General features: G+C 67.3%; 12 protein-coding genes. 5 read left to right on the top strand and 7 right to left on the bottom strand.

The window, feature by feature from the left end; all coding sequences use genetic code 11:
* Window positions 1-43 precede the first annotated feature (43 nt).
* The 5 genes from ACO6D5_RS06015 to ACO6D5_RS05995 all read right to left on the bottom strand — a co-directional run bounded on the left by ACO6D5_RS06015 (window position 44) and on the right by ACO6D5_RS05995 (window position 7,863).
* Window positions 44-838 (bottom strand): OmpA family protein, encoded by a 795-nt coding sequence (locus ACO6D5_RS06015; protein WP_315844668.1) that lies wholly within the window; start codon window positions 836-838, stop codon window positions 44-46.
* Between the two features lie 2 nt (window positions 839-840).
* Window positions 841-1,824, bottom strand: a complete 984-nt coding sequence (gene tagF / locus ACO6D5_RS06010; protein ID WP_315844669.1) for a type VI secretion system-associated protein TagF — start codon at window positions 1,822-1,824, stop codon at window positions 841-843.
* Window positions 1,821-5,588 (bottom strand): type VI secretion system membrane subunit TssM, encoded by a 3,768-nt coding sequence (tssM, locus tag ACO6D5_RS06005; protein ID WP_485824880.1) that lies wholly within the window; start codon window positions 5,586-5,588, stop codon window positions 1,821-1,823. Before tssM ends, tagF begins: the two co-directional genes overlap by 4 nt.
* A 65-nt stretch (window positions 5,589-5,653) precedes the next feature.
* A complete protein-coding gene (locus ACO6D5_RS06000) occupies window positions 5,654-7,012 on the bottom strand; it encodes a hypothetical protein (RefSeq protein ID WP_485824879.1) in 1,359 nt (452 codons plus the stop codon).
* Window positions 7,012-7,863, bottom strand: a complete 852-nt coding sequence (locus ACO6D5_RS05995) for a M15 family metallopeptidase (RefSeq protein WP_485824878.1) — start codon at window positions 7,861-7,863, stop codon at window positions 7,012-7,014. Before ACO6D5_RS05995 ends, ACO6D5_RS06000 begins: the two co-directional genes overlap by 1 nt.
* A gap of 192 nt (window positions 7,864-8,055) precedes the next feature.
* On the opposite strand from ACO6D5_RS05995, the gene ACO6D5_RS05990 reads away from it, so the two are divergent.
* From ACO6D5_RS05990 to ACO6D5_RS05970, 5 genes are read left to right on the top strand one after another with little or no spacing between them, the layout of a single operon-like run.
* On the top strand, window positions 8,056-8,952 hold the full coding sequence (locus ACO6D5_RS05990) for a hypothetical protein (protein ID WP_315844673.1): 897 nt from the start codon (window positions 8,056-8,058) through the stop codon (window positions 8,950-8,952).
* 58 nt (window positions 8,953-9,010) lie between these two features.
* Window positions 9,011-11,899: a type VI secretion system Vgr family protein gene (locus ACO6D5_RS05985; RefSeq protein WP_485824877.1), complete on the top strand. Its 2,889-nt coding sequence runs from the start codon at window positions 9,011-9,013 to the stop codon at window positions 11,897-11,899.
* Between the two features lie 11 nt (window positions 11,900-11,910).
* Window positions 11,911-12,891: a DUF4123 domain-containing protein gene (locus ACO6D5_RS05980; RefSeq protein ID WP_485824876.1), complete on the top strand. Its 981-nt coding sequence runs from the start codon at window positions 11,911-11,913 to the stop codon at window positions 12,889-12,891.
* The gene (locus ACO6D5_RS05975; protein ID WP_315844676.1) at window positions 12,884-13,663 is read left to right on the top strand and encodes a hypothetical protein; all 780 of its coding nucleotides are present in this window, start codon (window positions 12,884-12,886) and stop codon (window positions 13,661-13,663) included. The genes ACO6D5_RS05980 and ACO6D5_RS05975 overlap by 8 nt, the downstream gene beginning before the upstream one ends.
* Window positions 13,656-15,974, top strand: coding sequence for a DUF2235 domain-containing protein (locus ACO6D5_RS05970; protein WP_485824875.1), 2,319 nt, complete (start codon window positions 13,656-13,658; stop codon window positions 15,972-15,974). Before ACO6D5_RS05975 ends, ACO6D5_RS05970 begins: the two co-directional genes overlap by 8 nt.
* Window positions 15,975-16,082: 108 nt before the next feature.
* On the opposite strand, the gene ACO6D5_RS05965 is transcribed toward ACO6D5_RS05970, so the two are convergent.
* The gene (locus ACO6D5_RS05965; protein ID WP_485824874.1) at window positions 16,083-16,583 is read right to left on the bottom strand and encodes a hypothetical protein; all 501 of its coding nucleotides are present in this window, start codon (window positions 16,581-16,583) and stop codon (window positions 16,083-16,085) included.
* A 76-nt stretch (window positions 16,584-16,659) separates the two neighbouring features.
* On the bottom strand, window positions 16,660-18,705 hold the full coding sequence (locus ACO6D5_RS05960) for a zinc metalloprotease (RefSeq protein ID WP_485824873.1): 2,046 nt from the start codon (window positions 18,703-18,705) through the stop codon (window positions 16,660-16,662).
* Window positions 18,706-21,323 lie beyond the last annotated feature (2,618 nt).

The following is a 21,323-nucleotide window of genomic DNA, read 5'->3' as shown; positions in this document are numbered from 1 at the left end:
AGGCCTTGCGTCTGCGCTCCCACGCAAGGCCAATCGCCAAGTCTCAACGAGCCGCGCGGAACTCGATGCGCCGATTCTTGGCGCGTCCTTCCGCCGTGGCGTTGGTCGCCACGGGCTGATCGGGGCCGGCGCCCATGGCCTCGAAGCGCGACACCGGCAATCCCTTATCCACCAGATAATCCCGCACCGCGTCGGCGCGCGCCTGGCTCAGCGCCAGATTGGTGCTGCGGCTGCCCGAACTGTCGGTGTGGCCGATGATCTGGATCTTGTCGGCGCGCAGCTTGGGTACGGCATCGGCCACCCGGTCCAGCAGGTCGCGGCCGCGGGCGGTCAGGCGGGTGCTGCCGGTCTCGAACTCCACCACGCGGTTGCTCAGCAGGTTGTCCAGCACGTCCTGCTCGTCCTTGTCGGCCGACACGCGCAGGCCGTTGACGATCTTGTAGGTGGGATTCAGCGACGTGGCGAACGTGCTGGCGATCTGCTGGCGCGAGGCCTCGTTGTCGACCTCGCCGCGCAGTCGGATCTGCGTGCCGTCGATTTCCAGCTGACCGCGGTTGATCTGCTTGAGCGGGCTGTCCAGCAGCTTGCCGACATGCTGGGACCAGTTCGGCGGGGCCACCACGCCACCCACGTCGATCCGGTCGATCACATTGCCCACGCCATAGACCTTCTGCAGGCGGGCCAGCACGTCGGCCTTGGTGGCCTCGTCGGGCACCGCGCCGCTGGCGACCACCTGGCCGGGTTGGGGAATGACGTTGGCGGGCACCACGGTGGCGGCATCCTGGGCATGGGCCGCGCACGACAGGGCGGCGGCCAGGATGAGGGTAAGCGTACGCATGCCTAGGCTCCGATGAAGACTTCGCGGAACGTCTCCAGCGCCTGGCGCAGGGAGAGCCGCGGTTGATCCAGATAGCTCGACAGCTTGGCCAGGCCGTGGCTGGCGCTGACGTGGTCGCGCACCCAGGGGGCGTCTTCCAGCACGATGTAGTGCTGCGACAAGGTCTGCGGCGTGGACAGCAAGGTGGCCAGCGTCTGCGGGGACGCGCCCCGAAAACCCACCACCAGCCGGTGCTTGCCCGCGATCTGCCCGATGAACATGGCGATCTCGAAATCCGCGCGCGTGAGGAATGGCGCGATCAGCGTCATCCAGTAGGTGGCGACCAGATTGATGTAGAGCGGATCGTCCGGCAACGGCAGCGCCAGGCCGGTGTCCAGCTGCGACGAACCGCTGGACATCACCGGCGCAAGCAGGATGCCCAGCGCCAGCACAATGTCGTGCATGCTGGCGGCGTGGCCGTTGCCGCGCAGCATCGCCTCGACGCGTTCGATCGTCTGCAAGTCGATGAAGGCGTCGAAGCCGTCATCGGCGGCGGTACGGATCTCGCCTTCCAGATCGTTCAGCGTCTGCAGGGCCGGGCCGGGATCGCCCTCGCGCATCAGTTGCGCGGCGGCGGTGCCCATGCGGTTCCACATGCGGCTGAAGGCCAGCGGGCTGCGCGCGATGAAATCCAGCGGGCGGGCGACTTCGACGGACGTCGCGCTGATGAACGGGAAGCGCCGCCCGGACTGGTCGCGGCTGGGCTGCAGATGGCCGGCGATGGCCAGCTTGCCGCGCGAGCCCAGCACGGCAAACGGTACGGGCTGTGCTTCGTCGTAGAGGGTCTTCCAGTGGGGATCCTGGGCCAGGACCTCCATGGTGTTGGCTACCCACGCGTCCAGCGTCGCCATCAGCTGGGGGTGCGAGGTGTTCTTGACGAAGTCGCCACGGGACGGGATCTTGCCGAAGTAGGCCGTACGGAACATGGGAGACTGCGGGTTGCTCATTGCTGCGCTCCGGCAGGCGTCGGGGCGACGGAAGGTTGAGGGGAGGCGCCCGCCACCGATGCGGGAAGGCGCAGGTTGCGCAGGCCTTGGCTGCCCGGCTCGGTGCCGCCGGCGCTGGCCGCTTGCGCGTTGCTGATGATGCGAAGCTTGACCGGCACGGTGATGTTGGACTTGCTCCAGCTCATCTCGAAGCTGCCGTCCGGATTCGGCTTGCGTTGCGACCCGGAGATCAGGCGCTCCAGGCCGAAGCGGCCCGGCTCGTTGACGATCTCGACGACGGTGCCGTCAAACGCGGTGGCCGTGATGCGCGCGCCGGGTGCGCCTTGGGCGTTGGGCCAGACGAAGTTCACCCATTGCGGCGGCGTGTTGCGATAGCGCAGCTGCTGGCCGTCGATCTCGATCGTGTATTCGGTCACGCCGCTTGCAGGCTTGGGCTGGATCTGGAACAGCGTTTGCGGCTGACTGGCCGCGGCCGATCCTGCGGCGCCGCCCGCCAGCGGAGCCACCCACTGCGCGAAGTTGGCGGTGAAGGACGGTTGCAGGTCGATGCCCATGTCGCCCCAGGTGCGCGCGGTCAGGATGTCGCCGCGGCGCACCGTCAGCGGGCCCAGCGTGTCGTTGACGTACTTGGCGATGCTGCCTTGCGGGCCGAACACCTGTCCGATCTCTTCGCCGCTGGCTTCGACGCCAGCCTTGGTGGAGAACGGGTACTTGTCGGCCAAGGTTTGCGTGAAGGGCTGGTAGACCTGCGCGTTCCAGACCTTGTTCAGCTCGGTCTGTGCCGGCTGCATGGCCACGGCGTAACCCTGGATCAACGGGCGGACCAGCAGCGGACGCAGGGTCTCGCGTTGCGCCGGCGTCAGGCCGGCCAGCATTTGTTCGTCGACCAGCTTGAGGGCATCGGCCAGCTCCGAATCCTTGCCTTCCAGCGTCTGCCGCATCAGCAGCAGCGCGCCCGGACCCGGGTCGCCCTGGTTGTTGATCAGGTTGAAGCGTGTGCGGATCTTGGACAGGGCATTCATGTAGTTGCCCAGCAGCGACTGGTTGTCGCGCGTGACCACCAGACGGGCTACGTCGGAGAACTCGCGGCCCACCGGCCCCATCGGGATCTGTTCTCCGCCCGGCGCCACCTCGGTGGGCTTGGGCTGGCCCTGGCGCAGGATCACCCGCTTGAACCAGGCGACGACACCCGTCTGCGCCTGCGAAATACCGGTGTTGATCAACGAGGGGTTGTCCCAGGACGTCTGTTCGTACGTCGTATTGATCAGCTTCACCAACGGCGAATTCTGCGGGTCGCCCAGCCGGTTCATGCCCTGGACCGCCTGGTCGAAGCTCGTGAACGGTTTGATGGTGACCCCGCGCAGCATCTTCTGCCATTCCTGCGCGTATTCGGTCTTGTACATCGTGGCCAGGCTCTTCTGGATCTGCTCCGGGCTGCCTTCCAGCGTCAGATCGTCGCGCGCGTTCACGCCCAGCACCCAGTCGCTGGTCTGCACTTCGCGGCGCGCGGCTTCGCCGATGGCGGGCTCGATGTATTGCTCCCAGGCCTCGCGGGTGAAGGTGCCGGGCACGGCGTAGCTGCCGGCCACCACGGCGGCGTCGGCTTCGCCCATGATGCGCGCCACCGTCATGGCGGGGAAGCGCGTGGCCGCGCGCGCCTTCAACGTGGCGTACGCGCGTTCACGCGCCGGCATGCCTTGCATCACGCTGCGCAGGTTGCCGCGCGTGCGTTCGACCATCGCCAGGTTGGTGTCGATCTGCGGCCAATCGGCATCGGCCGCGCGCGCCACGTAGAACGAAATCAGCCGCTCCGCGCTGCGGATCAGCTGGTCGCGCGGCATGGCGCCGCGGTTGGTCTCAAGCCAGCCGCGCCAGAAGCGGGTGATCTGGTCGGACAGGTGGGTGGGGTCCACGTGTTCGCGATTGGCCATCATCAGGTACGTCTTCAGCGCGTTGTAGGCGTCGTCGACGTTGGTGGGCGAGGCGTCCTGGAACAGCGTGTCGCCAGCGTTGGCGCGCACGGGCTGCGCCTGGGGCGACGGCGCCGCGGGACGCGTGCCGGCGGCCGCCGCCTGCGACACGTCGACGCGGCCCAGGTAGTCCTCCAGGCTGGCCTTGACGGGCACCAGCATGAACTGGCGCAGGCCGTTGTAGTACTCGGCCAGCAGGCGGTCCTTGAGCACGTCGCCCTGGTACAGGCCCAGGCCCAGCGACAGCGGCCGGCTCGAGGAATAGCGATCCAGCTGCTCAATGCGGTCCTGCAGGATCTCCATCGCTTCGAGGCGGCTTTGCAGGTCGGTGCGTTCGCTCTGCAGGCGCACCACCTTGTCCAGGTCCGCCTGCACGTTGGTCGCCAACTGCCGGTTGCCCAGGTACGACCAGCTCCAGCCCCCCAGCACCAGGCCCAGCGCAAGCACCAAGCCGAAGAACGTCAGGTAGCGCATGCGGACCTTGTTCGGACTGGCGTGCTGGCGCACCAGCTTCTTGTCGGCGAAGATCACGCTTGAAAACAGGTCGCGCAGGAAGAAGCCGTTGTGTGACGTCACGCTGCGGGCAGCTTCGCGCGCGGCCGGGCGCAGGGTGAAGCGCTCGGCGAGTTTTTCGGTGGAGGTGCTGCGCGAGGCGCCTTCCTGCAGCGCGCTGGTGAAGTAGAAGCCGCGGAAGACGGGCTTGTACTGGAACGGGTTGGTCTCGAACAACGTCGACAGGAAGGTGCGCAGCGCCGGCTTGATGCCCGCGAATTCCAGCGGGAAGGTCAGCAGGCCAGGGGGCAGGGCGCCGCTGCGCCGCAGCGAGATCTGCGCCGTGCCCATTTCCTTGAGCCCTTCATACAGTTCGTCGAAGCGCTCGTCGAACAGCGTCAGCACGTCGCGGCTTTCGTCGGCGCCGTAGGGCAGCGTCGCGCCCCAGACGCGGTCGCGCTCGCGCGCGTCGGCGTCGGCAAAGAACTCGGAGAAGCCGGCGATCAGGTCGGCCTTGGTGAAGATCACATAGACCGGTGCAAAGACCTCCAGCCTGTCAGTCAGCTCCTGCACGCGCTGGCGCAGGTTCTTGGCCAGGTTGATGGCGAACTCGGGGCCGGAATCCGTCAGCTCGCTGATGCTGGCCGCCACGATGATGCCGTTGATCGGCGCCTTGGGGCGATGGCGCTTGAGCAGATCCAGAAACCCCATCCACTCGTTGCGGTCTTCCTCATGGACCGAATAGCGGCCTGCCGTGTCCAGCAGGATGCCCTCGGTCGTGAAGAACCAGTCGCAGTTGCGGGTGCCGCCCACGCCGCGCACGGCCGCGCCGTTCTTGTCGGCGAACGGGAATTGCAGCCCCGAATTGATCACGGCACTGCTCTTGCCGGCGGCGGGGTTGCCGATGACGATGTACCAGGGCAGCTCGTACAGCGCTTCGTTGCCCGAAGTCTGACCGATCTTGGACGTCTTGATGGTGCGCACCGCCTGCGTCAGACGCGTTCGCAGCGCGTCGACCTCGTTGCGGTTGGCGGCGGGGCTGGCCGCGGCGCCGGTCTGCACTTGTTGTTCCAGCATGTCGCCCAGTTTCTGGTTGGCGCGGCGGGTGCGGCGCCGGCGCCACAGCCACACGCAGAGCCACAGCAACAGCAGGACCCCCAGCAACGCGCCAGCCCAGGTCATGGCGATCTGCATCGTGTCGGCGAACAGGAACAGGAACACGATCAACGCGATCAGTCCGATCACCATGAAGGTGCGTGGGTTGGCGAACACTCGAGCGCTCCAGTAGCGCAAGTCGCTCATGGCGCTGGAAAATCGAGAAAACAATCCTGATGGGCTACGCATGGTTTTCGCTGTTGTTTTTGGGGTCAGGCGGTAGCGCCGGCAGCGGGTCGGGTGACCAGCGCCGCGCAGCGCAATGCGGGGTCTTGCAGGGTTAGGGTCAGTACGGGCTGTTCCAGCTGCACGCAGGTTTCGCCGGCCACGGCCAGGGTCAGCAGCGACGCGGCCACGCCGGTGTGGCCACAGGCGGCGCCGACCGCCAGGCAGTCCTTGCTGGTGTCCAGATGGGTAAACAGTTGGGACGCGACGTTCAGCGGTTCAAGCGGACGGCTGCCGCGATGATCGGCGTCGCTGATGACGTGCGCGACCTGTTCCGGGGCGACGTTCGCGCGTTGCAGCAGCTCGCGCGCCAGATCGGCCAGGGGCGGCTCGGCCAGCGCGCCACGGGCGTCGGCGGACTTCTGTCGATGCCATACCGGAGACAGGGCCACGCGCAAGTCGGCGTCGGCATTCGCGGGGCCAAGCAGCAGGCCGGCTGCGGCCTCACCCGGCACGCGGCCCTGCGGATTGGCGTGGGTAAGCAGCGTGGCAAGGCCATCCCAGAGCGCAACCTGTTCGGGGTCGATGTAGCCGTCGCCCGCCAGCACGATGCGCCACACCGGCTGCGCGGGGGCATCCGGCGGTGCGGATGCCAGCTCGCGCAACAGGTGGTCGCCAGCCATGGCGTTGCGCGCCAGGTGCTCGGCGACGCTGACGCGGGCATCGGGCCAGACCCCGGCGGAGGCCAGGATTTCGGCGCGCGCGCGCTCGCGCGCCGCTTCCGGCCAGTCGGCCGATAGCAGCACCTCGAAGCGCAGCAAAGGCCAGTCGTCGTCGCGCGCGGGCACGTCCAGTTCGGTGACGCGCCGGTGGGCGTCGCCAGTGAGGGTGCGCGCAATATCCGTCAATAGCGTCGTGACGCGCAGCGCGGCCGTTGCCAAGGCCTCCGGCGGCGCGCCGCGTTCGTGGGCTGCCGCATACAGCTCCAGGTCGTTCAGGCCCGGTACGCGCCCGGCGAAGATGGGAAAGCCCTGGGGCGTCTTGAGTTCGGCATCCAGTTCGGGCCGCTTCTGTTCGGCCATTGCCTGCCCGATGGCGGCGGCATCGACGCCGGCCGCCGCACGCGCGGCGGTGGCGACCACGCGCAATTCGGCAGGGCGCGGCGCGGCTGGCGTCTGCGCCTGAGGTTCGGCCGCCGGTTCGGGCTTGGGCGCGCGGGCGGCTCGCACGGCGCGCACGCCCAGCCACAGCGCCGCCAGCAAAGCCAGCGGCAACGCGAATAGATAGAGCCCGATGTCCACCCCCGTGGGCAACGTGCGCGATTCTTGCCACCAGATGATGACGGCCAGCCACACGGCGGCGAACAACGCCAGGATCAACAGCCCCTTTTTCAGCACGCGCGCCATTATTTCGCGGCCTCCCGCGCACGCTGCATCACGCCGGGGCGGCGCAGCTCCACATGGCCGAAGTCCATCATCTTCCAGCGGCCGCCCCACGTCAGGCCAACCAGTTCCGCGGTCTCGCCAAACAGTTCATAGCCGCGCATGGCCCACGGGTCCTTTTCGGAGATGACGATCTTGCCGTCGCGATAGAACGCGCTGTCGGCCGCCAGGCCATATTGGTGATAGCTCTGGAAGGCGCCGGCGTTCGTCACATGCGTGCCCATGCCGGCCAGCTCCTCCTGCCGCTCGGGGCTGCGGTAGCCCTCGATGAGCGCCATTTCGTAGCCGTGCTGCTCGCGCATGATGCGGTAAGCCAACAGCAGCCGCTGACGGAAATCGGCGTCGAACAGGTCCCAGTTCCGGCTTGCGCCACCCAGCTTCGGACGCACCAGTTCAACCTCGCGCGTGGTGAACGCTTCCGGGGGCAGCGCGGCCGGCGGAGCCAGTCTTTCACCCTCCAGCAACGCCTGGATCCGGCGGTCGGGACCGGCCGTTTGGGTGCTGTAAACGAATGTGTGATTGTGTCGCATGAGGAAAGCAAAAAGTGACGGAAGCAACACAACTGTCAGCCCGACCGAGACCTGCCACCGATACCTTCCGAACCAATCCAGCGACGCGCTCATGCCTTCTCGGACGGCGCCTGCGGTGCCGCCCACGGCACCTCCCGCATGCGTCGCGCTACGCGTCGCGCCCCTTGCCACGCCCTGTACGCACGCGCGAAAACTCCGGACCGCGCCTTGGCGCAGAGCCGGAAAAAACAGGAGAGCGGAAACGCCCACCGCCAGTAAAAAATACAGGGGCAGCAGTAGCAGCAAGTTAGGTCCCTCATGTGAAGGCGTAATCTTTTGTTTTATTCGCGCATGAGGCAAGCGATCCGGCGTTGCAAACAGCGTCCGACCCTTAGGAATCGTAACAAGGAGCAATGATCGAAATAGGCCTATCGGGTATTCTCGTCGAGCTTGGTTACAGGGGGGCTGCACACGCCTCCTGCTGACACGGGAACCCGCATGGCAGAAGACAAAGAAGACGCTCGCCCTACGATGACCGCGCCGAGTTTGCTCAGCGCCTCCACGCCCGCGCGCGGCGAGGCCGAGTCGTCGCGAATCCTTGCTGCGCTTGAAGGACGCGAACCGGAAGCCGAGGTCAAACATCTTGCGACGCCGCGCAACACCCGTGCAGGGCGTTGGGTGGCGTTGGCGTTGCTGCTGGCGCTGTTGGCCGGCGGCATCAGCTGGATCATCCATGAAGACGGGGCCGAGCCGGTGGTGGCGCAGGCGCCGTCCCCTGCCGTCGCTGCCGCGCCCAGCGCGATGGCTTCGTTGCCGCAAGCTTCGATGGCAAGCCCGCCCGCGCCAGCGGCCGAACTTGCGCTCAGGCCCATGGATAAGCCCCCCGCGGTGGCCGCCATCATCGATGAAGCACCGCCCGCCCGGGACGCGGGGGTAGGCCGGGGCGACCCCGAGCCGCAGGGCGTGCCGACCAATCCGCTATCCGTGCTGGCGATGACGCCGCCGGCCGCGGCCGCTGCGCCCGCGCCTGCCCCCGCAGCCGGCCCCACGCGCCAGGCCGCGGAACAGCGTGCGCAGCAGGCAAGCGCGCCCCGTGCGGCCAAGCCGGCCAGCACGCCGCCGCGCAAGACCGCAAAACCGTCGGATACCGATGCCGCGCTATTGTCGGCGCTGATGAACTACGGGCTGCCCCCGGCATCGCCGCCCGGCACGCGCGTTTACAAGTCCGACGGCGTCTTCATGCGCGAGATGCCGGGCTCGCCTCTGGCGGAGCGTTTGAAGGAATGCCGCAAGCTCAGCTTCATCGAAGGCGAGCAGTGCCGTTTGCGGGTCTGCGCGGGCCAGTGGGGCACCGCGACCGAATGCCCGACCCCGCAGGCCAACGTCGAACCCTGAGTCTCCACCGTCCGAATCGGGCCGGTGTCGCCCACGTCCCCCAAGAGGTTTTTGCTCCATGGCTGTGAACGCAAGCAACGGCAGTTTCAGCGCCCAGTCCCGTCTCTACCGGCTGGACGGCGAGGGCGCGTTGTCGTCCCTGCAGGTCGAGGGATGGGTGGCGCGTGAAGGCCTGTCCGAGCTCGGCGAAATGCGCGTGGTGGCGCTGGCTGATGACGCCGCGCTGGACCTGAACGACATGGTGTCGCGCCCGGCCACGTTGTGGACGACACGCGCCGACGGCAGCGAGACCGGCCGCAGCGGCGTCGTGCGCGCCGCCGAAATGCTGGGCGGCAACGCCGGCATGGCGCGTTATCGCGTGACGCTGGCGCCGTGGCTGTGGTTGGCCACGCAACGGCGCGACAGCCGGATCTACGAGGGCCAGCCTGTGCTGGAGATCGTGCGTCACGTGCTGGATGGCTACGAGGGCTATACGTACAAGGTATCGGCCGAGGTCGAGCACCATCTGGCCGATCTGCCCGCCCGCTCGTACACCACCCAGTATCGCGAGACGGACTACGCCTTCCTGTCCCGCCTGCTTGCGGAATCGGGCCTGGGCTGGACCACGGTGGAAGACGACGCCGCGCCCGCGCGCCATGCCGTGCTGATCTTTGCCGACAGCCGCAGCCTGGCCGAAGACCCCGAGTCTGCCGGCGCCGGCGTGCGATTTCAGCGCGCGCATGCGACGGAATCCCGCGATGGGGTGCAGGCCCTGGCGCGCAGGCGCCGCAGGGGGGTGGAGCGTGTGACGGTGCTGGCCTGGCACGACAGCGGCAAGCACGCCATTACGGGCGAGGCGCTGGCCGGCCCCGCCGACGCGTCCGGCGATGATGGCGCGGGGTTGGAATGGTTCGAACCCCTGGGCCACGGCGGCCTGCTGAATCAGGCGCACGCGCAGTTCCAGGCGACGTTGCTCATGCAAGCCGTGCAGGCCAGCGCCGAGACGTTCCTGGGGCGTGGCAACGTGCGTTCGTTCCGGTCGGGAACGCGTTTCACGCTGCAAGAGATGTCGCCGCTGGGGCCGGCGGGGGAGTCGGGCTTCGAGCCGGTCTTTGCGCTGGACCGCCTGGAACACGCCGGCGTCAACAACCTGCCCGGCCAAGCCGATGCCAGCATGGCGGCCCGGCTGGGGTCGCTGGACGACTTCCTGTGTTTTGACGACGACGAGGCGCGCGACGCCGGCGACGAAAACGGATGTGAACACGACGATGGGCCGATCGGCGTGGGGCGGCCCGACGCAGCGGTACTGGCGCGGGCGCGCGAGGTCGGGTATGCCAATCGCTTTCGCGCCGTGCGCTGCGACCGGCCCTGGCGCGCCTTGCCGGCCGCGGCGCGGGGCGCACGGATCGCCGGAGCGCCGTCCGCGGTGGGCGTGCACACGGCGATCGTGACCAATGCCGAGGGCGCGACCGAGGCCAGCGGCGAAGACGAGATCTACCGCAACGCGCGCGGCGACGTGCGCGTGCGCTTTCACTGGCAGGCCGACGGCGATGGCGTGGCGAAGAGCCGGTGGGCGCGTGTGGCCCAACGCCAGGCGGGCGCGGGCATGGGCATGAGTTTCGTGCCGCGCATCGGCCAGGAAGTGCTGGTGCGGTTTCTGGACGAGGACATCGACCAGCCGCTTGTCGTGGGCGCGCTCTACAACGGGCGCGGCGAAGGCGGCATTCCGGCCACCCCCGGCGGCAAGTCCGGCGAGGCGATGAACACCGAGGTGTTCGCCGCTGCCCGCGACGGCAAGCCGAGCGCGCAGGCCAACCTGGCCAGCGGCAATGCACCGGCCTGGCATGGCGCGGCAGGCGGCGACGAGCAGCACCGCAACGCGGCAGCGCTAAGCGGCTTCAAAAGCAAGGAGTTCGGCGGCGACGGCTACAACCAGATCGTGTTCGACGACAGCGACGGCCAACTGCGCATGCAGATCAAGTCCACGCAGTCCGCCAGCGAGCTGAACCTGGGCCATCTGATCCACCAGAGCGGCAACTATCGCGGCAACGTGCGCGGCGTGGGCGCGGAGCTGCGCACGGACGGATTCGGCGCATTGCGCGGCGGCGGCGGCGTGCTGCTCTCTACCTATACGGCCGGCGCCAGCGAGCCCGCGGGCGACGCGGCGGCGCCGTTGGCGCTGGCAGGGCAGGCCGACATCATGGCGCAGTCCTTCGACGGCGTGGTCGGCGCGCACCAGGGCGTGCGGCTGGCCTCGGCGCGCGGTACGACTTCCGCGGGCGCGAGCCGGCTGGACGGAGAGCGCGCACCGCTTGCCGCCATGACGCACGCCGTCTCCGGCACGGTGGCCGGCGACGCGGTGGGCGGCGCGGCGGGCGACGCCTCGGCCAAGCACACGGAAGTGGTCGACGGCAAAGTGCCGCACCTGACCGATCCGCTGGTGCTGATGGCGGGGCGCGCGGGCTTCACGCAGGCGGCGGGGCGCAATGTGCAAGTCACCGCGGGAGAGTTGGTGCATTGGTCATCGGGCCAGGACCACAACCTGGCCGTCATCGGTTCCTTGCGCGTGCATACCGGCCAGGCGCTGGGCATTGTGGCCGGCGTGCAGAAAGGCGGCGCGGAGTCGGGTCTGGATCTGATCGCCGGCACCGGCGAAGTCGACGTGATCTCGCAGCACGACGTGCTGACCATGCAGGCGCAGCAGGACCTGCGCATGGTCAGCGCCAACGCCGGCATCGAATACGCCTCGCCCAAGCGCATCCGCATTGCCAACGCGGCGGGCGCCAGCATCGTGATCGAAGGCGGCAACATCACCGTCACGGCGCCAGGCCGCATCGACGTCAAGACCGGCAACAAGCAATTCGCGGGACCGACGCAGATGCCATATCCGTTCCCGCAGTTCACGGTCTGCAAGAGTTGCGTGCTGGACGCCCAGGAGAGCGTGCAGTCCATCACCGATAAGGCGTAAGGGCGATGGTTATGGCTTATTCCTGGCAGGAGGCCCTGCTTTCCACGTTTGCCGAGCTGCCGCAACACCGAGGTCCGTACGGCGAGGCCCCACGGGCTTATGTGATCGTGGATTTCCGCGGGCATCCCGACTTGCTCGCGCGGATCACCGCCACCGAAGACTTGAGCTTCGGTTCGGTCTGGGCGCAAACGGGCCTGGACATCTACGGTGACGTGGCGCCGTTGCTGATCGAGGTGGACGGCGCCTCGCAAGGAGTCCTGCGCGGGCCGCGTTATGAGAATTTCAATACCGTGCTGGTGCGCGTGCTGGAGGCGCTGCACGAACGGACGAGCGGCCGCTATGCGATGATGAGTTTCGCTTCCGCCGTGCCCCTGGAAAAGCTCATCGCGCACTTCGGCCGCTTCTGCGACTACGCCTTGCCTGATGCCAGCGAGTTCTTCCTGCACTGGTACGACAGCCGCATTCTGGCGCGCGCCTTGCAGGTGTGGACCGCCGAGCAGCGGGCGCGTTTCGCCGCGCCCGTGATCACGTTGCGCTATGCGTTGCGAGACGGGGCCGGGGCCGAACTGGCCGGCACCGGGAGGCTGCCCGCCGACAGGCCAGAAGGCATCGAACGATTCACGCCCGAACAGCATCAGAGGCTGTTCGATCTGGACTACCCGGACAAGCTCGCGGTGCAACTGCGCCGTCTGTATCCCGGCTTGCTGCCAGGCAATCCCGACCAGGACGCGCTGGTGCCGCGTGTCGAGGCGCAGGTGGAACGCGCGCGCGCGCATGGGGTGGCGGGCGATAAAGACATGTTCGATTATGTGGCGTGGGGGGTGTCGATCTCGCCGCGCTTTGATGAGCACCCTTTGATTCGAGAAGGGTTGCGCGGCTATCGGCCCGACGCCGAAGGCGGACTGGCCAAGGCGTTGGCGGGCGTGCCGGATGCCGTGTGGGACGACGTGCAGGCGCTGCACCTGGAAATACGGGGAGTGAAAGATGCGTAAGGGACTGATTGCCGCGTTGTTGTGGCTAGGCATGTTGGCGGGTTGCAACAGCGAACCGGTCTACCAAGGGGTCAGTTTCATTGCCTACAACTACACGCCGTGGAATATCCGGTCGATCAGCGTCAAGGACAAGGGCGACGGCGTTGCCTCCACGATGCAGGTCAGCCCCGGTGGGGGAGAAGGCTCGGTCACCTGCTGCTTCACGCTCAAGGGCACGGCGTTCACGGTCGATTGGCGTGGCGTCGATGGGGAGCTGCTGCGCAAGCATTTGCACGACGGCAAGGCCGACTCGCTCTATTTCGACCGGAAAGGCGCCATCGACTTCCCCGCGGCCGAAATTCCGCCCGGAGACGGTCCGCTGTATCTGGAGCTCCACATCTATCCGGATGAGCATATGGAGCTGGCGTTGAGCCGAAAGTTGCTGGGCCAGACGCGAATCCCTATCGTGGATACCGTGGATTGGCTGTGGCGCGATCATCGCGCCTCGCTTGGCGACTACCGCAGCGATGCTGAACTGCTGCGTGTCACGGCCAAGGTGTTGCAGTCCGCGTGGAAGAAGTACCGCATTGAAGACAAGCAGGACTTGCGCCAGTACATGCTGCTGTATTTCACGGTGGCGTCGAACTTCGACTCTGATCCGCAGGTGAAGGCGATTCTGGAGAAGCCGGGGCGCGCGCCTGGTGACTTTGGCAGGGCGGTCGCGGCCTTGCCGGTCGCGACGCTGGAGCAGATAAAGGCCACGGGGACGCCGCCGGGAGATAAGAATGTCTGATGTGCAATCCAGCGATCTGCCGCAGGAGAACCGGACGCCGGCATCCGTGCTGAAAGCCATGGCGCAGAACGAGGCGGCGTACCCCAAGGACGACTGCAATGAATGTGGCGCCGTCCTGCGGATGGGATTCTTTTTCGACGGATTCGGCCGCAACCGCGATGAGGATGCGAAGCATCCGACCTACTATTCGAACATTTGCCGGCTCTGGGAAGCGCATTACGTCCAGAGCGATCCCGGCCGTCCCGAAAAGCACCACTGGTTCCGGTTCTACTATTCGGGTCTGGGTACGGACCTGAATGCCGATGCCGAGAATGACGACATGATTTATGCGGCCGCGAAGGCCGGCATGAAGCTGGCGAGCAACGCGCAGAAGGCGGTGTCGAGCAACGTCGGCAATGTGCTGCGCACGGACGAGATTCCGAACCACAATGTCTCAGGCCGCGTCTCTGCCGCCGTGAAGAAGTCGATCCGGGAATCGTCTTATCAGCCGATGGTCAAGGCATACAAGGACGTTGTCAAGGACGTGCAGACCTTGCCGGAGAAGGCTGTCCGCATTTGGAACGCCTGGGACCCCGAACGCCTGCTCAATCGCGCGAAGGCAACCATCCGCGGATTCTGGGCCGCCTTCAAGAAGAACCCGCTGAAGGTAGCGTGGACGGCCGGCAAGGAAGCCGTCAAATCGACCATGATGGAGACGGTGCCGGTCATCCGCGATCAGGAAACGGTGGCTTATCTGTTGGGGACGGGGGTCGACGTGCGAGTCGATTCCGCATTGCGGCAGTTCAAGGCCGCCTACGACGCGGTAAGCGAAGGCCAGAATGTGCGGCGCATCGAGATCACCGTATTCGGGGCGGACCGGGGCGGCGTGGTCGCGCGCCAGTTTGTCAATGATCTGGTCAAGAAGTACCGCCGGCGTCACGATGTGGACTTGGCGGTGCGCGGCGACATCACCAAGAACAAGCCTGATGCTGATATCCATATCCGATTCATGGGATTGCTGGACTCTGTCGCGTCCATCATGGACGAGAACACCTTCCTGGGTTTTCTGCCCATTACCGACCTCATCAAGCAGACGCACAAGGATCGGACGCTGACCGTGCCGGCCGCTGTGCAGATGTGCGTGCATTTTGCGGCGGCGCATGAATTGCGCCGCAATCAGCGCATGGACAGCCTGGAAAAGACGCGGGGCCTGCAGTACCTCTATCCGGGCTCCAGCGGCGACGTCACGGGCGTCAGCCCTCCCGGGTCGTTGAATTCGCGCGTTGAGCTGTCGCGCGTACCGTTGCGCGACATGATGAACCAGGCCTTGTCGCATGGCGCGGCATTTCACAGCCTGGAACGGCTTGCCGATCTGAAGCCTGATACCTACCTGCAGTTCTCCTTGTCGGAGCCGATCGTGGATGGCAGCAATCGGCACAAGATCCTGGAGCTCGTGAACGCATATCGCGGGGTCGTGAAGTACGAGCCTGGCATCGACTTCCTTCCGCACATGGAGACTTTCCTGCGCTGGCTGGCCGTGCGCTATCAGGACGCGGCATTCCGCGCCGAGCTTTCGGACCCGGCTGAAGCCTGGATCAAGGATCGCGACTTCTACACGCCTGACCAAGAGTTCCATGAAGAACTGCGGCGCGTTACCGCCTTGTCCCCTGAGCAACAGAAAAAGCCCGAGAATACGGCGCGCTTGCGCGAGCTTGAGGCGCTTAAGAACGAGCGCTGGGATCGCGCCTCCGCAAGCCGCGGCGAATTGCCGCCGCAACGGTTCAAGCCGCTATGGGAGCGCCTTGAAGAGGAGTACAAGAATCTGGAAAAGGCTGAGCAGCAGGATGCCGATACCGAACAGCGGCGCGCGGATTTGGAGCGCAATAACCCGCAAGTGCTGCGTGCGATGGAACAGATGGATAAGGACATGCGCGACCGCGAGAACATGCGCAACGAACTGATCAAGCGCCGTGGCGGCACGCCTCAAAAAACACCAGACCCGTTCGCCGACAAGAAGGCCGAGCGGCAAATCCAGAAGCGCCTGTTGGCCGCCTGGCGCGATGCGCGCGACGGCAAGACGCAGTTGCCTCCCACGGTCATGACCTTGTTCGACTGGCTGGTGCATGACGCCATGTTGAGCAGCTGGCCCGACCATTTGCTGGCCAGCACCACGATGTATTTCCGCGTGCGCGACAAGGACGTGTTCGCCAAGACCGACGCCAAGGCGGAAATGGAACAGCGGGCGAAAGACATGCGCAGCGCGGAAAGGGTCGAGGCCCAGGCTGCGCGTACCGAGCAGAACATGCAGCAGATGACGCCCGCGCGGCCTTGAGCGGCGGCGTGGTGCTGGTTTCCGGGCGGCGCTCAAGGGGGGCGCCGTTGTTTTTTGCCACCGGCAGGGCGGCCTTTGATCATGGCCGCCCCAGGCGTTTCCCGGTCCTTACTTCTGTCCGGCCTCGACCTCGATGGTCACCGTATTGGACTTCACGTCTTCGGCTTCGATATAGACCTCATAGGTCGCTGGCGTGGCCGGCAGATGCAGCACACCGGCCATGTCGGTGGTGAAGCGTGTCTCGACCGTCATGCCCGGCGGCAAGGCCAGCTTGGGCGGCGGCGCCCCTTCGCTCGGGTCGACCGACACATTAGGCAGCGTGGGGCGCTTGTAGTTGAATGCGACGCCGCGATAGACCTTGCCGGTGCGGGTATTGACCGCCACGAAGCGCGGCAGTTGCGGATTATCGACCACGGGCAGGATGCCGCGCGCGCATACCGGGATCGTCAGGGCATTGCCGTCGCGGATCTTCACGCGCGAGGGCGCGGCGATGCGCATCTGCGCATCGTAGCCCTGCAGGGGCGGCATGCAGGCATGCTCCTTCTGCGAGTGCGCGGGCACCGAGGCGAAGGTGGCGGGTTCAATCCAGTCGGTAGTCATGATCGGCATGTCGGAATCGGAATTTGCGAAAGATGGTGGTCGGCGGCGGTCATCGTTGGCGGTTGTCGGCTGCGAGGCGGTCGCCTCAGAACGACGTCCAGCCTTCGGAGCAGTCGACCTTGCGCACGGCCTTGCTGCAGTTCGGGCAGAAATGGATGTTCGCGCAGGTGATGCCGTACATCACGCACTGCCCGATTTCCTGGTCGTACTCGCCATTCTGGTCGGGCAGGCCGAAATGGCAATGGCCGCCCATGTTGTAGTAGAAGAACTGCGGAGGATCCAGCTTCGAGTCATCCGCGGATGGGTCTTCGTTGCGCAGGCCGGGCCAGTCCGGACCACTGGGCACCATCCCCAGCAAATGGCCCATTTCGTGGGCAAGCGTCTCCGTCAAGTAGGCCTGGGAGTTGGGTTCGTAGGGATCCAGTGTCGAGACGAACAGCAGGTTGGTGCCCGTGATGGCCAGGCCGGCATAGCTGGCGGCCACGGTGTTGAACTGAATGTTCAGCACGCCGCGCAACGGGGTGGCCGATAGCTGCGTCAGGTCCACGGTCACCGAAAAGACGGCGCCGGAGCTTTCGCGCACCGGTGTCATCAGGTGGCGCGGAATCGGCAGGGTGCGTTCCACGCCCGACGCGTCGGTGTAAATGTAGCGCGCATGCACCAGCCAATCGTCGCTTGCGTCGAATTCGTACCAGAGGCTGGCCAGACTGCGGTCGTCGTTGACGATGGGCACGGTCATCACGCGCCCGCCCGGTCCCGCAGGCACGGGCAGCCGCATGTCGCCGCTTGTGCCGGGCGCCGCCAACCGGTCGACGTGGCAAACCACCAGGGTGTAGGGTTCGCGTTGCTTGCCCGGCGAACCGGCGTAGACGCGTCGAACCGCGTCCATGATGGCTTGCTGGGCGTCGACATTGTCCGCGGCATCGACCGCCGAACGGCCGCGGAACTGCAGGCGCGGCAGCTGGATCATGTCGATGCCATGCAGCGCGAATTCCGCCGTGACCGGGGTCACATCGGCCAGATGGCCGGCCGGATGCGCGCTCATGCACATCACTTCCTGGATGTACAGGCGGCGCGCCGTCTCGACGCGTTCTGTCTTGATCAACTGGCCCCGTTCGTCGCGCACCTCGAACAGATAGACGTTGCGGCCCGCGGCGGGTAGCGCGATGTCGTCCACGATGCGGGTGCCATCCGCGTTCGTGACGTAGTTGCGGGGATTGGCGTGCGGCTCCTGGTAGCTCGCGCGCCGCCCGCGCTCGCGGTTGGAGTAGGTGATGTTGCCGGGAGCCGCTTTCACGGTGATGGTAAAGCGGTGCTGGCCGGGGCGGTTGAACTCCACATGGATGCGCGGGCGGTTCGATTGCCGTTCCGTGGTGGTCAATGCGCTGCCGTCGTTCCAGCGGTCGGCCACCTGAGCCAGGTTCACGTATTGCAGGCGCGCGCCGTCCTGGCGGGCCCGATAGGTCGACACGCCAGGCACCACGCGGCCGGAACCCGAGGGGGCGGGCGTGTCGCCCGGCAGGTTCGTGCCTTGCGTGCGGGCCACGGGGCCCAGGCCGATCGTGTCCAGCACGTCGCGGGCGATCTGCGGCAGCGGCGAATCCGCCACGCCCGGTATCTTCATCAACACCTCGGCCACCTTGGGCAGCGTCTCGGTGGCGAGCGTGGGTGATTGCAGGATGGCGCCGATCACGCTCGGCACCGCGGACGACGACAGGCCAGGCATGCTCAGGATGGCGCCAGCGACCGACGGGATGTTGGCCTGTTTGACGTCCGGCAGCGTGAACAGCGTATCGACGGCGGAACCCAAGGCGGCCATGCGGTCGCCGCTGGCGTTCAAGGCCTGCGTCATGACCGGCACGATGGCCGCGCTGACGCTGGCGCTGACGCCGCCTGCGGCGAACGTGGATGCGCTGGACAGCGCGGTAGAGGCGGCGCTGGCCTGTTGCGCAAAAGTCGCCAGGCCGCCGCCCGCCGCGACCGCGCCGATGCCCGCGACGCCGGCGCCGCTGGCGGCCGTGGTGGCGCCGGCGGAGGCCCCCGCGCCACCGACGGCGGACAAGTCGGTGGCGCGGGTGGCCGGCGTGCTGTCGGCCATGCCCGCGGCGCGCGCAGTCGTGTTGCCGAGCACGGAGTCAGGGCGGGCGGCGGAAGCGCCCGCCGCTGAAGGGGAGGAAGGGGCCGTGGATGTGGCGGTGGAAACGTTCGGCGCGGCGGTGGCCGAGGCGGTAGCCGGGGGCGCGGCCAGGGTCGCGCCTGTCGCGGGGGCGCTGCCAGCCGTGGGGCTTGTGACTGCACTGGTTGTCGACGCCGCGCCGACTGTTGCCGTTGAGCCGTTCGTCGCCGTTGAGCCGTTGGCCGCGGGTGAACCGCCGGGCGCGGGTCGGGCAGAGCCGGCCGGGGACGCACTGGCGCCCGCACCGGAGGGTGATTCGACCTTGCTCGCAATCGGGCCAGCGCCTGAACCTGCGATAGCGCCCGCATTCGAACCGGTCGCGCCTTCTGCGCCGACCAGGCCCCTGGAAGCTGAGCCCGGTCCTGCGACGGCGCCGGTTTCGCCAGGGGAAGCGGCTGCGGCGGTCGAGCTGGTGCCCGAAGTGATGGTCGGCGTTGCGGCGCTCGCGCTTGTCGTCGCATCGGGGATGCCCAGGCCGTCGGCGGCTTGCATGCCAGGCAGGCCAGCACCTTGTGGCAAGGTTGTACCGGCTGCCGGCACGAATCCGGGGGTTTGTGCCGAGACGTCCGAGAGGGAGGGGGCGCTGCCTGGCAGGGATGGCGTACCCGCCAACACCATGTCCGAACTCGAGGGGGGCGGCATACGGGTCAGCACTGCGTCTGATCCTGGCAGGGATGATGCCCCAGTCAGTGCCGCGTCCGACCCAGGCAGAGAGGGCATGCCAGCCAGTGCGGCCTCCGAAGCCGGCAGGGATGGCGCGCCGGTCAGCACCGTATCCGTGCCCGGCATGGCGGTGTGGCTCGCGACGATAGCGGCGGTGTCGGCGGAGATGCCGGCCGCGGCGCCAGGCATGTGCAGCCCGGCCTGTGCGGCGCTGGCCTGCGTCGCGACGGCCGGCATGTCCGCGCGGGACGGCAATGCGCCTTGCGCGGCGGAGACCGCTGATGCGGCATGCGTCGCGCTGCCGGCCGCGGAGGCGGTCGCACTGAATAGGGCGCCGGCGCCGGCGGCAAGCGACGAGAGCAAGGCGGCGTCGGGCGCAACGCGCCGGCGATGTGTCGCGTTGTCGTTGTGTTCGTGGCGGCTGACTGGCTCGTTGCGGGCCTTGCTTTCAGCGGATTCGTCGTCGCGGTGCGCATCGTGGGCTGACGCGGTATCGCGAGCCCCCGCCCAGGCCATCGCGGCTTGCGCGGCTTGTTCCGGTTGTGGGGAAGTCGGACGCAGGCCGCGGGCGCCAGCCTCGGTGCCGAGTTGAGCTGCTGACGTGTCCAGTGCGAACGAGGGGGGGGATGGCGTGTCCGAGGCATTGGCACGATCATCGTCGGCGCGCGAACGTATCGGCGTCGTCGCTGCAACCGTCGTGGCAACGGCGGCGATGATGTCAGCGCCACTAGCGCCACTAGCGCCACTAGCGCCGATAGCGCCAATAGCGCCAATAGCGCCAGTGGCGGCGGGACGCGAGGCATGAGGCGCGAGACGCTCTGCCGTGAGCGAGGCCTCTTGCGTAGCCGCACCGCTAGCGCCTGACGTCTGCGTCGTTGCGCTGCGGGCGTTTGAGCCAACATGGGTGTTCTTGATGTCGCTTGCACCGACCACGCCTGCGCCGACTACGCTTGCCGCCATCCAGCCCGCGCCGGTCATGCTGGCTGTCGCGGGATCCGCGCTGATCTGACTCGCTGCGGTCGCGTTGTACGCCGATGGCGCGGTGTCCGGGAGGGTGCCGCCTTGCGCCCAGCCGCCGAGGCTTGGCGCATTGAGTGTGCTTGCGGTGTTTGCGGCGGTATTGCCCGAGGTCGACATGGCCGGCATGGCGGATGGGGATGCCAGCGTGCCCGAGGCCGTGGCGGCGGACGTATCGAGTCTCGGCGAATCGAGTCCCGGTGAATCGAGGGATTGTGAACCTGGGGACTGGGCGAGGTTCTGCACAGTCGAGGGCGTGGTGCCTGGAAGCGTGAATTCGACGTTGCTGGCGGCCGGTGGGGCGCTCAGCGTGGCGGCCGGGAGGGCGCCGACGGCTTCGGATGGCGCCAGCACACCGCTCGCCGCGATGCCCGTGCCCGTGGCGCCTGCTGCGATGCCCGTGCTTGCGGCAGCGGCGGCTGCGCCGCCTGCGACGCTGGTGCTTGCACCGGCGGAGAGGCCGGCGCCCGCACTGGCTCCCGCGTCAGCGATGATGCCCGTCTCGGAACCCAACGCAGAGGGGGTGACAGGAACGCTTGCGCTTGCTGTGCCCAATGGGGACGAGCCAGCAGCTACCGGCATGCTCGACGCGGCTTGCATCGATGCCGGGGAGAGGGCGGATATCGGCGTGACGTCCCCAGGCGAGCCCGCAACACTCGATGCTGCGCCGGCGGCATCTGAAGGCGCACTGGTGTCGTTTGAAGCCGTCAGTGTGTTTGCGCCGGACGCGCCAGCAGCGGGTGTCGCGTGGGTCTGGGCTATGTTGGCCGTGTTGGGGGCGCCTGCGTGGGTGGCGACGGACGGGGGGGCGGCCGCCGTTGTCGCAGCAGAGGCGTCATGAGAAGTTGCGGTGATGGTAGAGGCTGGTGCCGAAGCCGAAGCCGGAGCCGGAG

It is taken from the genome of Achromobacter sp., assembly GCF_057314935.1.
The sequence above is the reverse complement of the archived record's forward strand: the minus strand, read 5'-3'. Positions and strand labels throughout refer to the sequence as shown.

Coding starts and splice junctions, on each gene's coding strand:
- ACO6D5_RS06015 (WP_315844668.1), bottom strand. CDS start 838: ATGCGTACGCTTACCCTCATCCTGGCCGCCGCCCTGTCGTGCGCGGCC.
- tagF (WP_315844669.1), bottom strand. CDS start 1,824: ATGAGCAACCCGCAGTCTCCCATGTTCCGTACGGCCTACTTCGGCAAG.
- tssM (WP_485824880.1), bottom strand. CDS start 5,588: ATGAGCGACTTGCGCTACTGGAGCGCTCGAGTGTTCGCCAACCCACGC.
- ACO6D5_RS06000 (WP_485824879.1), bottom strand. CDS start 7,012: ATGGCGCGCGTGCTGAAAAAGGGGCTGTTGATCCTGGCGTTGTTCGCC.
- ACO6D5_RS05990 (WP_315844673.1), top strand. CDS start 8,056: ATGGCAGAAGACAAAGAAGACGCTCGCCCTACGATGACCGCGCCGAGT.
- ACO6D5_RS05985 (WP_485824877.1), top strand. CDS start 9,011: ATGGCTGTGAACGCAAGCAACGGCAGTTTCAGCGCCCAGTCCCGTCTC.
- ACO6D5_RS05980 (WP_485824876.1), top strand. CDS start 11,911: ATGGCTTATTCCTGGCAGGAGGCCCTGCTTTCCACGTTTGCCGAGCTG.
- ACO6D5_RS05975 (WP_315844676.1), top strand. CDS start 12,884: ATGCGTAAGGGACTGATTGCCGCGTTGTTGTGGCTAGGCATGTTGGCG.
- ACO6D5_RS05970 (WP_485824875.1), top strand. CDS start 13,656: ATGTCTGATGTGCAATCCAGCGATCTGCCGCAGGAGAACCGGACGCCG.
- ACO6D5_RS05965 (WP_485824874.1), bottom strand. CDS start 16,583: ATGCCGATCATGACTACCGACTGGATTGAACCCGCCACCTTCGCCTCG.